Annotated in this window: 13 protein-coding genes; 11 read left to right on the top strand and 2 right to left on the bottom strand. The window is 39.4% G+C overall.

All coding sequences use genetic code 11. From position 1 onward, the window contains the following. Positions 1-88 precede the first annotated feature (88 nt). The 3 genes from BMZ31_RS13025 to BMZ31_RS13015 are packed head-to-tail and all read left to right on the top strand — an operon-like array spanning position 89 to position 2,272. On the top strand, positions 89-742 hold the full coding sequence (locus tag BMZ31_RS13025; RefSeq protein WP_090832196.1) for a response regulator: 654 nt from the start codon (positions 89-91) through the stop codon (positions 740-742). 15 nt (positions 743-757) lie between these two features. Next, a complete protein-coding gene (locus BMZ31_RS13020) occupies positions 758-1,210 on the top strand; it encodes a GAF domain-containing protein (protein ID WP_090832195.1) in 453 nt (150 codons plus the stop codon). A gap of 15 nt (positions 1,211-1,225) precedes the next feature. Continuing rightward, complete coding sequence (locus tag BMZ31_RS13015; RefSeq protein WP_090832194.1) at positions 1,226-2,272, top strand: PAS domain-containing sensor histidine kinase; 1,047 nt, start codon at positions 1,226-1,228, stop codon at positions 2,270-2,272. Positions 2,273-2,499: 227 nt separating this feature from the next. Here BMZ31_RS13015 and BMZ31_RS13010 read toward each other — a convergent pair whose 3' ends face one another. Continuing rightward, complete coding sequence (locus BMZ31_RS13010) at positions 2,500-4,149, bottom strand: glutamine--tRNA ligase/YqeY domain fusion protein (RefSeq protein WP_090832193.1); 1,650 nt, start codon at positions 4,147-4,149, stop codon at positions 2,500-2,502. 632 nt (positions 4,150-4,781) lie between these two features. On the opposite strand from BMZ31_RS13010, the gene BMZ31_RS13005 reads away from it, so the two are divergent. From BMZ31_RS13005 to BMZ31_RS12985, 5 genes are all read left to right on the top strand, one after another. Continuing rightward, positions 4,782-5,810, top strand: coding sequence for an ABC transporter ATP-binding protein (locus BMZ31_RS13005; RefSeq protein ID WP_090832192.1), 1,029 nt, complete (start codon positions 4,782-4,784; stop codon positions 5,808-5,810). Continuing rightward, on the top strand, positions 5,785-6,573 hold the full coding sequence (locus BMZ31_RS13000; protein ID WP_090832191.1) for an ABC transporter permease: 789 nt from the start codon (positions 5,785-5,787) through the stop codon (positions 6,571-6,573). The genes BMZ31_RS13005 and BMZ31_RS13000 overlap by 26 nt, the downstream gene beginning before the upstream one ends. Positions 6,574-6,630: 57 nt before the next feature. Beyond that, complete coding sequence (locus BMZ31_RS12995; RefSeq protein WP_090832459.1) at positions 6,631-7,377, top strand: ABC transporter permease; 747 nt, start codon at positions 6,631-6,633, stop codon at positions 7,375-7,377. Positions 7,378-7,483: 106 nt separating this feature from the next. Next, the gene (locus BMZ31_RS12990) at positions 7,484-8,467 is read left to right on the top strand and encodes a Gfo/Idh/MocA family protein (RefSeq protein ID WP_090832190.1); all 984 of its coding nucleotides are present in this window, start codon (positions 7,484-7,486) and stop codon (positions 8,465-8,467) included. A 436-nt stretch (positions 8,468-8,903) separates the two neighbouring features. Continuing rightward, positions 8,904-10,859 carry a WG repeat-containing protein gene (locus BMZ31_RS12985; protein ID WP_254778799.1) on the top strand — a complete coding sequence of 652 codons (1,956 nt, stop codon included), beginning with the start codon at positions 8,904-8,906 and terminating at the stop codon, positions 10,857-10,859. A gap of 77 nt (positions 10,860-10,936) precedes the next feature. Here the strand turns inward: BMZ31_RS12985 and BMZ31_RS12980 are convergent, their stop codons facing one another. Continuing rightward, positions 10,937-11,254 carry a hypothetical protein gene (locus tag BMZ31_RS12980; protein WP_090832189.1) on the bottom strand — a complete coding sequence of 106 codons (318 nt, stop codon included), beginning with the start codon at positions 11,252-11,254 and terminating at the stop codon, positions 10,937-10,939. A gap of 510 nt (positions 11,255-11,764) precedes the next feature. Here BMZ31_RS12980 and BMZ31_RS12975 point away from each other — a divergent pair. The 3 genes from BMZ31_RS12975 to BMZ31_RS20945 all read left to right on the top strand — a co-directional run bounded on the left by BMZ31_RS12975 (position 11,765) and on the right by BMZ31_RS20945 (position 15,853). After that, positions 11,765-14,110 carry an immune inhibitor A domain-containing protein gene (locus BMZ31_RS12975; protein ID WP_090832455.1) on the top strand — a complete coding sequence of 782 codons (2,346 nt, stop codon included), beginning with the start codon at positions 11,765-11,767 and terminating at the stop codon, positions 14,108-14,110. 193 nt (positions 14,111-14,303) lie between these two features. After that, positions 14,304-15,449, top strand: a complete 1,146-nt coding sequence (locus BMZ31_RS12970) for a DEAD/DEAH box helicase (RefSeq protein ID WP_090832188.1) — start codon at positions 14,304-14,306, stop codon at positions 15,447-15,449. 272 nt (positions 15,450-15,721) lie between these two features. Continuing rightward, positions 15,722-15,853, top strand: coding sequence for a hypothetical protein (locus BMZ31_RS20945; protein ID WP_302846854.1), 132 nt, complete (start codon positions 15,722-15,724; stop codon positions 15,851-15,853). Positions 15,854-16,146 lie beyond the last annotated feature (293 nt).

The raw sequence follows: 16,146 nt of genomic DNA, 5'->3' as shown, positions 1-16,146 counted from the left end.
TTTGACTTTTACGGTGGGGATTATTTACCCTATATAGTAAGAAGTAAGGGGAAATAAAGACGCTTGCGCTTTTCTAAGGAGGGGTAATGTGATCAAGATTCTGCTAGTAGATGATCATGCGGTAGTGAGGATGGGTCTTACAATGCTTTTGAACGGACATCCCGATATGAGGGTTGTGGGGGAAGCATCCGAAGGGAATGAAGGAATCAACAAGGCGATTGAGCTTAAGCCGGATGTGGTGGTGATGGATTTGAGTATGCCACACGGTAAGGATGGCCTATCAGCAACAGCTGAATTAAAGAAAGTGATGCCTCAAGTCAATATTCTCATTCTAACGATGCATGATGATGAGGAATATTTGTTTAGAGCCATCCAAGCAGGGGCATCCGGATGCATTTTGAAAAGCGCCCCTCACGATGAACTGTTAAACGCCATTCAGACGGTTTCTAATGGGAACGCTTACCTTCATCCTTCAGCAACGAAGAGGCTGATGGAGGAATATATCGGTAATTTAAAAGAGGGTGCGGCAGATTCATTCAATCTTTTATCAGATCGAGAGAAAGAAGTACTTACCTTAATTGCAAAAGGATTTTCTAATAAGGAAATGGCTGAAAGATTAATGATTAGTGTTAAGACTGTTGAGACTCACAAAGGTAACTTGATGGAAAAGCTGCAAATGAAAACAAGGCCAGAATTGGTTGAATATGCATTGAAAAAGGGGCTGCTTGGTTATGGGCTTTAAAGGGAAACTTTATCCATGGTTTTGCTAGAAGAATTGGAACCTGTTGTGGAAGCTTGCAGTCAACTTAAGAGAGAAATAGGCTGTGATTTTGTCGGTCTCGCTCTCCAAAACGAATCAGGATTAGATGTTCGCTGGCACTTTGCCATCGGGAATCTAAATGACAAATATAAACGAATTACGGTTCGTTTTGGAAAGGGAATAGCCGGAAAGGTGATTATGACCGGCAGCCCTATGATGATAGAGGATTTCCCAAATGGTATTCAGGGCAAACCAACGGAACATCCAATCATGTTAGCGGAAAAGCTTATTTCTTCTTATGCATCTCCAATATTTTTGAGTGGTGCTTCAAAGGGAGTACTTTTTATTGGAGAAAGATCTAAGCGTTCATTTAACGAAATGGAACAGCAGCAAGTGAGAAAGACGGCTCTTCTTCTGGAAGAAATCCTGAAGGTACGTTTAGCACTTTAAGGCAGGAGGCTTCATATGGAAAGAGAAGGTAACAATCACTACGAAAATCCACATTTGAAAAAGGAATTTTCACAGTCATTAAATGAGCTTTTCGATCTGAAATTTGCTCTTGATGAATCCAATATTGTTGCGATAACAGATGCCAAGGGCAAAATTACATATGTAAATGAAAAGTTTTGTGAGATCTCGAAATATCGGGAGAATGAACTGATAGGCAAGGATCACCGCATAATCAATTCAGGCCACCATTCCAAAGAATTCATGAAAGATTTATGGAACACGATATCGCGAGGAGAAGTTTGGCGTGGTGAAATAAAAAATGTAGCCAAAGACGGTAGTTATTATTGGGTAGATACTACCATCGTTCCTTTTCTTGATGGAGAAGGGAAGCCATATCAATACATGGCAATCCGTCATGAAATCACGAAGCGTAAGCAAATTGAAGAAGAATTGAAAAGGTTGACAACAAGATTGATCGATGTACAGGAAGAAGAACGGAAACGGCTATCGCGAAACCTGCATGATGGTATTGGACAAAACCTTTACAGCCATCTCATTACAATCAATCGTTTGATGTCTGAGGTCAATCATCCTCTCATTGAGCAAATGCAGCAGGAAGCTACTCAATTGATTGAAGAAGTCCGTGAGATTTCGTGGGAGTTGCGCCCGTCCGTTCTGGATGACCTCGGACTTGTGCCAGCCATTCGTTCATTTTTGACTCGTTTCTCAGAGCATTATCGAATAGATGTGTACTTTGAATGCGTTTTGACTGAGAGGTTAGATTTCCATACCGAAACAACCATTTATCGTATTATCCAGGAATCACTCACCAATATCCGCAAGTACGCGGAAGTGCAGAAAGCAACGGTGACCATTCGTGAGACAGAAGAAATGATTCGAGTCATGGTTGAAGATCAGGGAAAAGGATTTGCCAAATCAGGTACGCCGCGTGGGGTTGGGTTGTTCAGTATGGAGGAAAGAGCCCGTTCAGTCGGAGGAGAATTGCAAATCATCTCGAGCCCCGATAAAGGAACGAAAGTTATATTAGAAGTTCCAAAATAGAAAAGACCTAATCTTCTTTAGGAGATTAGGTCTTTTTCATAGGCTCTTTTCGTAAACTTTGTTGTTTTCACAAGCAAAAGTAAAAATCGACTTTTGGATTTTTACGATTTTTTATGAATTCTTGATTCAGTAACTTCTCGAAAAGAGCCCCGAAGCCATCAAGAATGCGGTATGAAAGTAGCATGCGAAAAGCAACAATCAGTGCGAAAACGGCCTTTTTATGAATATTAAATTTTAAATGAACTCTTTAACGAAACGATGCGGTTGAAAACAATGCGATCGCCGCTTGTATACTTTGGATCAACATTGAAGTAACCATGTCTAAAGAATTGGAACTTGTCTTGAGGCTGAACATCTTTCATTTTCGGCTCAACAAAACCATGAACAATTTCAAGAGAATTAGGATTTACATGATCAAGGAAAGTTGTACCTTCTTCCTTAATTTCATCGTCCTTAATCAATGGCTCATAAAGGCGGAATTCTGCAGGAACAGCATTTTTTGCATCCACCCAGTGGATCGTTCCTTTTACTTTTCTTCCAGTGAAACCAGTGCCGCTCTTTGTTTCAGGGTCGTAGGTACAATGTAGCTCGACCACATTGCCTTCAGCATCCTTAATCACATCTTCACATTTAATAAAATATGCATTTTTTAAGCGAACTTCATTGCCAGGGAACAAGCGGAAATACTTGTTTGGCGGGTTCTCCATAAAATCATCTTGCTCGATATAAATTTCTCTTGAGAAAGAGATTTCATGCTTGCCCATTTCAGGGTTCTCAGGGTTAACCTCTGCTTCGAGCATCTCCACTTGATCCTCAGGATAGTTTGTGATGACAACCTTAAGTGGCTTTAAGATACCCATCGTTCGTGGTGCTTTCAATTTAAGGTCTTCACGTACAAAGTGCTCAAGCATTTGCTCATCAACAGCACCAGAACCTTTTGAAACGCCTGTTTCACGGACGAAGGCACGAATGGATTCAGGCGTGAAGCCTTTACGTCTCATACCAGAAATCGTAGGCATGCGTGGATCATCCCAACCATCCACAAATCCTTCATCTACAAGTTGTTTTAATTTTCTTTTGCTCATTACCGTGTTGGTAACGTTCAAACGACCGAACTCGATTTGTTGTGGAGTTGCGTTCATTTCACATTTTTCAACAATCCAGTCATAAAGTGGACGTTGATCTTCAAACTCAACCGTACAGATCGAATGTGTCACGCCTTCGATGGCATCTTCAAGCGGGTGCGCAAATGCGTACATCGGATAGATGCACCACTTGTCACCTGTGTTATGGTGCGTTGCATGTGCGATACGGTAGATAACTGGATCGCGTAAGTTGATGTTAGGTGATTTCATATCAATCTTGGCACGAAGGACGCGCTCACCATTTCCAAACTCACCATTCTTCATTTTTTCAAAAAGCTCAAGGTTTTCTTCAATGGAACGATCGCGGTAAGGACTCTCTTTACCTGGTTCCGTCAATGTTCCACGGTACTCACGGATTTCATCTGCAGAAAGATCATCGACATAAGCTAATCCCTTTTTAATAAGAAGCACAGCGCGCTCGTACATCTCTTCGAAATAATCAGAAGCGAAATAGAGGTTATCCCAATCGTAACCAAGCCATTTTACATCTTCCTTAATGGAGTTTACATACTCGATATCTTCCTTTAAAGGATTTGTATCATCGAATCTTAGATTCGTTTTACCTTTAAACTCATCTGCTAATTCAAAATTTATCAGAATCGATTTAGCATGACCGATATGTAAGTATCCATTTGGCTCTGGAGGAAAGCGGGTAATCACATGATCGCGTTTACCAGTTTCAAGATCTTTGATGACAATATCCCGTATAAAATTAGACACGTTATGGTCCACGATATTCAACCTCTTTCATTAATGAACTACTGTTAAGTTAATTGTATATATAACATAAATAAAGATATTTTTCCATCTATCCCGCTGAATTAACCTGTATGAAAGAAGAATGAAGACATTTGATGTTGGTTTTGGGGAGTGTTTTGTGTATGAGATGTGACAGATAAAAAGAGAATCGGAAATCCCACAAATAGAAGTTAGATTTACACAAATAAACCAGACAGTTACACAAATAGAGAATTCAAATATCTTTTATAATAGCTTAACTTAGTAACGGTTTACTCTTAAAGGGTAAATTCACCCTGTGTATTAGCACCCTCAATCGCAAAATCCCTACTTTGAGTATGAAAATTATTAATGGATATCCATTACCTCTTTCTAATAAAATTTACCAAATTATTATTTACAATTATTTCATTCATAGGTATAATTTGAGAGGAATACATTAAAGGAGGCTCGCAAAAATGATTGTTAATACTTTTTCAGCAACCAATTTAATAGATCGTTTTGAAGGCCTGCTTATTCTTGTGTAGTTGTATGAACTTTTTGTTGATAAAACAAACCACAGAGCAGCTGTCTGTGGTTTTTTTGTGCGCAAAAATCGAATATATGTTCGGAGAGGAGTTATTATTTTGATTACAGTTGAGAATTTAAAAAAGGAATATAAGCTTGTTAAACGTGATCCTGGTTTAAAAGGTGCGATCAAGTCATTATTCGTTAGGAAGTATGAAACAAAAGAAGCTGTAAAAGGCGTTAGCTTTACGATTAAACAAGGTGAGACAGTAGGTTATATCGGTGCAAACGGGGCTGGTAAATCCACAACGATTAAAATGCTGACGGGTATCTTAACGCCATCAGAGGGAAAAGTGACGGTCAATGGTCTTGTGCCTTATGAAAACCGTCAGAAAAATGCTAAAAATATTGGGGCTGTTTTTGGACAAAGAACGCAATTATTCTGGGATATTCCAGTTAGGGAATCTTTTCATTTGCTCAAGCACATTTACGAAATCCCAGAAGAACAATACCAAGAAACCCTCGCAAAGTTCACAGAAGTGTTAAACCTTGAACCATTGCTGGGAGTGCCAGTAAGGCAACTGTCACTTGGGCAAAAAATGCGCTGTGAGCTTGCGGCAGCCTTTTTCCACCGTCCATCCATTGTCTATTTGGATGAGCCAACAATCGGACTAGATATTGCTGTGAAGGTAAAGATTCGTAAGTTCATTAAAGAAATGAACGAAGAATGGGGAACGACGGTCCTTCTGACAACTCATGATATGCAGGATATTGAAGAGATTTGCGATCGCATCATCATCATTGATGACGGAAACATTCTTTACGATGGTGGTCTTGAAGAAATCAAGCGTAGATTTGGCCAGAAGCGTGTCATTCATTTTGAAATGGAAAAAATGGAAACGTTCGAACTGCCGCAAGGACTTCATGGCAAAGTAGCGGTATTGGAAAGTTCAGAGGAAGAAAACAAAGTCAGTTTATCTTTCGATCATGAAGAGATTTCAAGCTCATTTGTCATTTCAGAAATGATGGCAAACTATGAAATTCAGGATCTATCGATATCAGATCCGAAAATCGAAACAATCGTGGAACAATTATATACAAAGCAGGAGAAGGTGGGGGAAGATGAGAAAGTACTTGCAAATGGCTAAGATAAAAATGCAGGAAGGCGCAGCCTATTCTGCATGGTATTGGGCGGGAACGGCCTCGGCGGTCATGAGGCTATTAATCATTTATTATTTTTGGCAGGCTGTTTATGCCAAACAATCAACAATAGAGAATATCAATCTATCAACGATGCTCACCTATATCGTGATCGCGATGATCCTCCAAGGTTATGTGGGTGGGGTTGGTAATGAGTTATCACAAAATATTAAGAACGGAAATGTTTCCATAGAGTTGATGAGACCTTATGACATGATTTTTAAGTTGTTCGCCATGGATATCGGTTCAAAAATCATGTATTTTTTCCAAGGCACTATTCCCATTGTCGTCATCGCCTATTTCTTTCTTGATTTGAATGCTCCACCATCAGTAGGAACGATTCTGCTGTTCATTGTTAGTGGCATTTGTGGAATCTGGATTGGTACGTTTTTTGATTTTCTTGTTGGTGTGCTTGCCTTTTGGACAGTCAATGTTTGGGGAGTACGGGTCTTAAAGGAATCACTTATCGTGTTCTTTTCGGGTGCGCTTGTTCCAATTACACTGTTTCCGGATTGGTTACAGACCATTACAGAGTTCCTGCCTTTTCAGGCAATGGTGTTCTTACCGGTCTCCATCTATTCTGGATTGATAACGGGAACGGATGCTTATATGGCTATCGGCATTCAACTGTTTTGGCTCGTCTTCCTTTACGTCCTGGTTCGCGTGATTTGGACTCAGGCGCTGAAACAGATTACGATTTTTGGAGGATAGGAGGGAAAATTTTTGAAACGTTATAGCAGATTATATTGGGAGTTTGCGAAGAGCCATATGAAAGTCATGATGGAATATCGCATCGATTTTCTCATTGGTATCTTTTCTGTCATGCTGGAGCAATTTGCATCCATCTTTTTTGTAAAAGTTGTCTTTGATCACATCGAGCAAATTAACGGATGGAGTTTCTATGAAATTCTTTTTATCTATGGAATTGCGGCAACGGGTCGCTCGATTCACCAGATATTCTTTGATAATTTATGGACGCTTGGCTGGCAATATATCCGACCGGGACAATTAGATCGTCTATTAATCAGACCGGTGAATCCATTATTTCACTTATTGGCAGACCGTCTGCATCAGGATGGCTTTGGCCAACTATTTATTGGATTAATCATTTTAGGTACATCGATTCCGCATCTGGATATTGCGTGGGGAGCAATGGAAATCCTTTTCTTGATCATTATGATCATTTCATCCGGAATGATTTTTGTGGCGATTAATTTGTTCTTTGCTACATTTTCGTTCTGGATGGTTGATAGTTTGCCGATCGTGTGGGCAGTGTTCAACTTGAGTGATTTTGCCCGATATCCTTTAACTATTTACCACAAGGGCATCCGAACATTCTTAACTTGGATCATTCCATATGGGTTTACGGCATTTTATCCGGCTGCCTATTTTATCGGTAAATCAGGCTACAAGGAATTTGCCCTATGGACGCCAGTTGTGGCACTCGTTTGTTGTTTCATCGCCTACTCATTTTGGAATCGCGGATTGAAGGCATTTGCTAGCACGGGGAGCTAAGCCTATCGGCGAAAACCTCATCTATTTTTTAGGGAGTATCCGAATCATTTGGTTCGGATACTTTTTTCGTTTAAGATAGAAATATTACGAAGGGAGATTGATACATATGAATTTAGGTACAGTTGGAACAAGTTGGATTACATCTAGTTTTTTAGAGGCTGTTAAGCTCAGTGGAAAGCTTAATGTAACGGGCGTTTTTTCGCGTTCACTTGAGAAAGGGAAAGAAATTGCAGCCCCATTTCACTCGGCACGTGTATTTACAAACTTAGATGAAATGGCACAAAGTCCTGAAATCGATGTTGTTTATATAGCTTCACCGAATTCTCTTCACTTTGAACAGGCTCTTACTTTTTTGAAAAATAAGAAGCACGTGATTTGTGAGAAACCTATCTTTTCTAACTCTGCACAATTAGAAGCCGCATTTAAAACAGCTGAAGAAAATGGCGTTTTTGTTTTTGAAGCAATCCGAAATCTTCATGCTCCAAACCTTCAAATACTGAAAGATAACCTGAATCGAGCGGGTAAAATTTCAGGGGGTCTCTTTCAATACATAAGCTACTCGTCGCGCTATGATTTGTTTTTAAAGGGAGAAGACCCCAATATTTTCACAGCTGAATTTTCAGGTGGGGCCCTCGTTGATTTAGGGGTATATCCAATTTATGTGGTCGTCGCATTGTTTGGTGAACCAAAAGATGTTTCTTATCACCCGATGATGTTGAGGACGGGAGTAGATGGCAGTGGTACACTCCTGCTGCATTACGAGGATTTTAGCATTACCATTCTTTGTTCAAAAATCTCTGATTCCACGCTTCCTTGTGAAATTCATGGTGAAAAGGGCATATTTATCCTTGAGGATGCTGCGCCTATTACGAGCATTCAATTCCATGACAATCATTCTAAAACGAAGGAATCACTAGGCGTCGAGCAATCTGAGCAAGATATGGTCTATGAAGTAGAAGAGTTTGTGAAGATTATTGAATCAGGAAATACTTCTGAATATCTTCGCCTAAAAGAACTCAGCCAGGTTGTGCTGAATATTACGGAAAAGGCTAGAAAACAAAATGGAATTGTTTTTGGCTGCGAAAAATAAAAGCTTTTCTCTAAAACACTTGAATCTAGTATTCAGGTGTTTTTTCTGTGGAAATGGGGCGGAGCTGCGCAACCTAAAAGGGAATTGAAACTCATTGAACAGAATAGGAATTTTTATTCATAAAACGAGTCTAGTTCTAGCTCTGCTCACACCGCCATATTCTGTTTGTTCCTGCAAAGACAAATCCATTTCCATACTTGGGTTGGGAGGAATTTCTTTATAAAGAAAGTAGAAAAAAGTCGAAGCAGACACTGTGCTGGTTCGACTTTTTATTATTTCTTTCGACACATAGATTGAGATCGGAGCAGAAACCTAACTTGGCCGCATCCTTCTCTCCCTGAGGTCGGGTAACATGTTAAAAGCCCTCCCATATATATGTAAGGGATGAAATATTTCAATGTGCATGAAAACGGAACAAATGTTAGGAGTAATAGGAATGTACGATAAAGAAAATATGATAGACAGAATTAAGAATCTGTTGCCAATTGGAGCAAAGTTGTATTTAACCGATCTTTATTTAGATAAGAAGTATGAGGTTTCCAAATCACTTTACAGTGATAAGTACGGTGTATATACAATCGAGGACAAATATTATTTGTTTGTGCTGCAAGGTACTGAAACGGATTTTAGTCTTAGAGTGATTGCAGAACTAGAAGAACTCTCGGAGTTTGAAAAAATCCGAAAAGGAAATATTCTTCACCGTGCTTCCGTCAGAAAAGTTGGAGGTACAAAGTGGGGATTTATTAATAATAAAGGTGACTTTATCCTGCCTCCAATTTATGATGGAGCCCAAAACTTTCAAGAAAATGGCCTAGCGGTTGTAGAGTTGATGAACGAGGCGGGACTTATAAATGGAAAAGGTTATTTCATTGTTAAGCCTAAATATGATACGATCAATCCATTTTTTGAAGGGCGGGCAACGGTCATTACGTCTAAAGGGTTCAAAGTCATCGATGAGAGTGGCAAGGAGACAACTGAATCAGTTTATAGTTTTATAGGTGATTTTCATGACGGAAGGGCCGTCTTTGCAAATACAAATGCAGAAGGAAAATACTTATACGGTTATCTGAATCGACAAGGCCGCGAAGTGATTCCCCTTCAATTTGAAACAGCCTATGATTTTAAAAATCAGAAGGCTCTTGTCAAACGCCAGGATGGAAAATACGCACTAATTGGTTTGACAGGCAAAGAATTGGCCGTTTACGACTATGAGTATGTCGGGAATTTAGGTGATGGCCTCCTTGCTTTTCAAAAGAAAGCAGGAGAAAAATTCGGGTATATGGATGAACAGGGAATGGTGGTTATCCAGCCGCAATTTACAGGAGCGCAGCCGTTTTCAAAAGGTAGGGCGGTTGTAAATACAGCAGAGGATTATCAAAACATGTATGGGCTCATCAACAGGGAGGGAAAATTTGTTTTCCATCCAAAATACAATGAAATTGACAATTTAGGTGAAGGTAGATATTCAATCGGAAAAGCTCGAGATGCAGAAAAGCCCTATATGGGTTCAACTTACGCCCTTGGCGACGATAAAGGTCATATGTTGACAGGATTTTTATTCAATCGCATCTATGACTTTAAGAACGGTGTCGCTTCCGTTTTCAATGACCAATATACCTTTTTCATAGACCGTAGTGGAAAGAGAAATGAAAGATTACCGATGGTCAGTGGCAGCGGTATATTGGAGATTCAAGGATATCTAATTGAAGGGAATATTGATTATCGTCTTTACTATTTTGACAAAAATGGCAGTGTTGTGTGGAAGCAAAATACTGTCATTGAACTAAACAATCAATATTCCGTTCATGAAAGAAAGTTCAAACCCAATCGTGATTATTTAGTCTACTACCCTCAAATTGAGGGCTACTCTGATAAAGATATTCAAGTAAAGGTAAATCGAAAGCTAGCTGACATGTCAGGTGTGAAAAAGATAGACGAAAATGCCCAGCTCGAATCGAATTATGTCGGTGACTTTGAAGTGCCTTTTTATAAAAATATCCTCGTTCAACTAAAGTTAAGCGCTTATAATTATCCATTTGGCGCTGCACATGGGATGCCAACGAAGATTTATGCACATATCAATCTGAAGACGGGAACTTTCTATCAGTTAAAGGACTTATTTAAACCTGGAAGTGATTATGTCAAGGTGCTAAGTGATATCATTGCCCTTCAAATTAAATACGATGAACAATACAGTTATGTGTTTCCTGATACTTATAAAGGCATCAGTGCTGATCAGCCGTATTTTATTACAGAAAATGATTTAAACATTTACTTCGCTCCATACGAAATTGCTCCCTACGCAGCAGGCTTTCCAACGTTTAAAATTCCTTTTACAAGAATCATGGATATCATTGATACGCAATCGTCTTTCTGGAGGGCGTTTCATTAATAAAGAAATATTCTGCAGAAACCTCTTGGTGTTAAGAAAAAAGCCGCAATCGGAATTCAATCCATTGCGGCTTTCAATTATTTCATGCTTCTTTTACGAAATATAAACCAATAACTTCCCATTAAAAGAATGCTAATTATACCAATCGAACCTGGTAAAACGTATGCAGGAAAAGGGATATTAGCTGTATGATCATTATCGGGATTGATGGATGCAGCAACGGCTGGTCTTGCTGCGTCATCATGATTGGCAGAGGCATTAGAATGACTGTCTGTTTCTCCTGAAGCATAGGATACCGTATAGGAAAATAAGGTGGTACCTACAACATTAGAGAAGATGGGTGATGATAGTAGGCAAAGGATCATGGAAGAAAATAAGAAGACTTTTTTAATCATCTTTTCAACTCCGATATAGTGTTATCATCTCGTTTATTATTTTATCATCAATACCTACTGCTTTAATCGTCTGAACGTGGATGTTCACAATACTGTCATAATTGACTTCACAAATCCTTCAAAAAGACAAAATAAGATTTTTCATCTCTATTCATTTGGATTTGTTAACGGAACACTTTTGGAAGAGCAAAAGAATTACTTTTTTGCTTGTTTGCGTTGCATTGAAAAAGTTATCCGCAAATAGTAAAAAGGAATATTTATCCAGTAAAAAATAGGAAGAAATTTGTTGCGTAAATACACATAATTTGTTACTTTAACACCTATTTACACTAGTTTTGTAGGTTAGTAGTTTTAATATTTACAATATTTAATCAATTTGATAGGATGATTATCAGATTGGAAACACAATAATATTACATCTATTAATCTATCAAAACGGGGGGTATTCGATTGGGTAAGAAGCAAAACAAGTCACTAAAAGTTTTCTCAAGCATCACAGCAAGCACAATCATGGCTTCAACTTTATTCGCAGGGTCGTTTGTCGGTTCTACTGCAACGCCAAAATCGGTTTCAGCAGCTACATCTGTTGAATCGGCACCGATAGATATGAATGTAGTTGACCAAGATCGTCTAGCAAAAGCACTAAAGGATCGTGGTCTAGTTGCCAAAAATGCAACTAATGCCCAGGTTCAAAAGGCAGTTCAGACATATATTGAAAAGAAGCAAGGGGAAAAGAGTGAGCAAGCCCATGCTGAAAAAACCGTTACAAACGAACAACAAGCTTTTGACAAGAAAGCAAAGGACTTTGTAGCTAAGCAAAAGCAACAGCTAACAAAGCAGCTTCAAAAAGGCAATGGAACGTCTACGGCAGCAACTTCATTTAACGGTTTAGTAAAAGTTGATCCTGCTAAGCAAGCTACATACAGTGGTAGTGTGCGTAAAGACAAGGTCCTTGTACTATTAGTAGAGTACGCCGATTTTAAGCATAATAACATTGTCCAGGAACCAGGTTATATGTATGCAACTGACTTTAACCGTGAACATTATCAAAAAATGTTGTTTGGTGACAAAGACTTCACGTTATTTGATGGAAGTAAGGTAAAGACATTCAAACAATATTATGAAGAACAATCAGGTGGTAGCTATACAGTTGAAGGACAAGTATCTGATTGGTTAACTGTTCCAGGAAATGCTAAAGAGTACGGCGATGATAATCCTGCAGGAGGTCATGATAATTTAGCTCCTAAAGGACCCCGTGATCTTGTTAAGGATGCATTGAATGCAGCTGTAACAAAAGGCATCAATTTGGCTGATTATGATGAGTTTGACCAATATGATTTAGATGGTGACGGAAATCGTAATGAGCCAGACGGTCTAGTCGATCACTTAATGGTTCTTCATGCTGGAGTTGGTCAGGAAGCTGGCGGTGGTAAATTAGGTGACGATGCAATTTGGTCTCATCGCTGGACACTAAACGGAGTATATCCAGTTGCAAACACAACAGCAAAAGTAGGTTATTGGGGCGGGAAAATGGCCGCTTATGATTACACTATCGAGCCTGAAGATGGAGCTGTTGGTGTTTTTGCTCACGAATTCGGTCATGATTTAGGTTTACCAGATGAGTATGACACGCAATACTCTGGTCAAGGTGAGCCAGTAGCTTCATGGTCTATCATGTCGGGTGGAAGCTGGAACGGGAAGATTGCTGGTACTGCAGCACCAAGCTTCTCTCCACAAAATAAGGATTTCTTCCAAAAGACAATTGGCGGTAACTGGGCTAATATTACTGAAATTGATTATAAAGACATCAACAAAAAAGGTTATTTTGCAACAATTGACCAAAGTGTCACGAAGTCAAAAAATCCTGGTATTGTGAAAGTCAACCTTCCTAAGAAGGCTGTAAAAGGCATCCAGCCAGCATTTGGTGCAAAGTACTACTACAGTACAAAAGGCGATGACCTTCATACTACTTTAACAACTCCAGAAATCGATTTAACGAATGCTACAAATGCAAAGGTTGATTTCAAAGCTTTATACGATATCGAATTTGATTATGATTATGCATATGTAAAAGCTGTCACAAGCGATGGAACAATTATTCTTGATACTTTTGGTGACACTGATACAGATGGCGATGCTCGTGCTGAATCAACAAAAGGTCAATGGGTTGACAAGTCTTATGACTTAAGCCAATTCAAAGGTAAGAAAGTGAAATTAGTATTTGAATATGTTACGGACGGCGGTCTAGCATTAGATGGATTTGCAATGGATAATCTTACTGTAACAGTAGATGGCCAAGTAGTATTATCGGATGATGCAGAAGGCACTGCCAAAGTTACCATGGACGGATTTGTTGCATCAAATGGATTTGATTACAAAGATCACTACTACTACCTAGAGTGGAGAAACTGGGCTGGTTCTGACAAAGCACTTGAATTCTCACGTGGAGTAAAATACAATACTGGATTGGTTGTATGGTACGCTGACGACAGTTATTTAGATAACTGGGTTGGACTTCACCCAGGTGAAGGGTTCCTTGGAGTAGTTGACTCACATCCACAAGCGATTATTGGTACTCTAAACGGAAAACCTTCTGTAGCTCAAAGTACTAGATACCAAGTGGCAGATGCGGCGTTCTCATTAGATAAGACACCGAAGTGGTATATTAATAACGCTGCTCGTGGCATCTTTGATTACAAAGGGCTTCCTGGCGTATCTGGATTCGACGATTCTAAAACTTATATGAATACTGCAATTCCTGACGCAGGACGTAAAGTTCCAAACTTAGGATTGAAATTCCAAGTTCTTGGCGAAGCAAACGACAACTCTGCTGGGGTTGTTTGGATCCACAAGTAAGACAATTGAAGGCATCGGGCTGAATTTTAGATTCAGCTCGATGTCTTTTTTCATTGTCCATATGAAATTCAGCGTGTATTCTTTACCTATTGGGTAGACATTGACACTTCCATACGTTAGTATCAAAAACGACGCAAAGTGGATGAACGACTTGAAATAGCACTATAATAGAAAGAAACACCTAAAGGAGATCATGATGTTTAATATAGAAACTTTAAAGCCATTTATACAAAATGTGTGGAAAAAGTCTGAATTCAATCAACCGACGACGATTCAGACAAATGCAATTCCGCATGCAATTGAAGGAAGAGACTTAATTGCTGAATCCCCGACAGGGACAGGAAAGACACTTGCTTACCTTTTACCAGTATTAGAAAAAATTAATCCTGAACAAGGCGGAGTGCAGGCAGTAGTATTAGCTTCCTCACAAGAACTTGTCATGCAAGTGTATCAGGAATTCCAAAAGTGGTCGGAAGGTAGTGGGATTCGAGGTGCTACTTTCATTGGTGGTGCCAATGTGAAGAGACAGCTTGAAAAACTGAAGAAGCGCCCACAAGTTGTTTTCGGAACTCCAGGCAGAATGCTTGAGCTCATCAAACAAAAGAAATTAAAAATGCACGAAGTCAAGATTGTTGTCCTTGATGAAGGCGATCAATTGCTTGTTCCTGAACATTATGCGACTGTGCAAAACATCGTGAAGTCAACGCTCGCTGCTCGTCAAGTGTTGTTATTTTCAGCGACACTGCCTGCTCAAACGGAACAAAAAGCGAAAGAACTGACGAAGGACGCTGAAATTATTCGCGTTAAAAAGGATGAAACCATTACAGAAGGTAAAGTTGAACATATCTTCTTCAGTTGTGAGCCTCGCGACAAGATGAAAATGCTTGAAAAGATTATTCGTTTAGAGAATATAAAGGCCTTAGCTTTCATTAACGATATTGCCGAGATTACAGTCATGTCTGAAAAGCTGAACTTTAAAGATTTATCTGTGAAAGTTCTTCACAGTGACATGAATAAAGTGGAGCGTCAAAATGCATTGAACAGTTTCCGAGATGGAAAGGTGAACATGATGATTGCAACAGATGTAGCGGCACGTGGTCTCGACATTAAAGGTGTTACCCATGTTGTCCACTTCGACTTCCCGCAGGATATCAAGCAGTACGTTCACCGTTCTGGAAGAACAGGACGTTTCGGAGCGGATGGCACAGTCATCTCTCTAGTAACGGATCGTGAGGAACGCGAATTGCGCCAGTTTGCCCGTGAATTGAACGTTCCGGTTAATCGTAAAGTTTTTTATATGGGTAAAATTGCAGACGGAAAGCACGCAAAAAAATACTAATCCAAAGGCTGTATCAGACATAATCTGGTGCAGCTTTTTCTTTTTTTGAAAAGGATTCATCCAATGAATAAGAATATATTCTCCAAGATCTTCCAAGGGTCTCTAAGCCATTATTTTCCTGGCTGACAATGGGAAGCAGGCGGTTTTAATCGAGTGTGCCTATGGTCTTAAATAGTCGACCAAATATCGTATACCTCCCATTTTATAGTGCGAATAATAATTCTGACAGGCATCCATACTACGAAGGAAAGTGGGAAAAGGAGGCGAGTCAGATGGGAAAAACGAAGTTAGGTAACAAAAATGCGCAAGCGAACAACAATGTGAAAAAAGGCAAAACAAGTTCCGAATTAGTGGAGTTCACAACGGGACAGGAAAATGTAAAAAGAAATCGTCCTAATGACTAAAAGTGAGAAGAAGCCTGAAGTAATGGGCTTCTTTTTTTTAGGTTATGCTAGTTGGATTTTCAGACAGGCGTAATACTCGAGGATTTGCGCGGGATTTTTCTGAAATCAAGTGGGATTTCTGTATAAACTCGCGGGATTCAACTGAGAGGTGTAAAAGCCTCACTTCTTTATTTCAGTTTTTACAAAAAAAGTAAATTCCGCCCGCGCTATCTTCCATATTATCCCTGAAATATTTCAATCTTGCGAAACGAACCTGGATTCTTGCGAAAACCGCTAGGAATCTTGCAAAAAAT

Origin of the sequence: Bacillus sp. cl95 (assembly GCF_900115925.1) — a bacterium.
In the GTDB taxonomy this organism is placed as follows: Bacteria; Bacillota; Bacilli; order Bacillales; family Cytobacillaceae; genus Neobacillus_A.
Note: the sequence above shows the minus strand (reverse complement) of the source record. Positions and strands in the feature narration are given on the sequence as shown.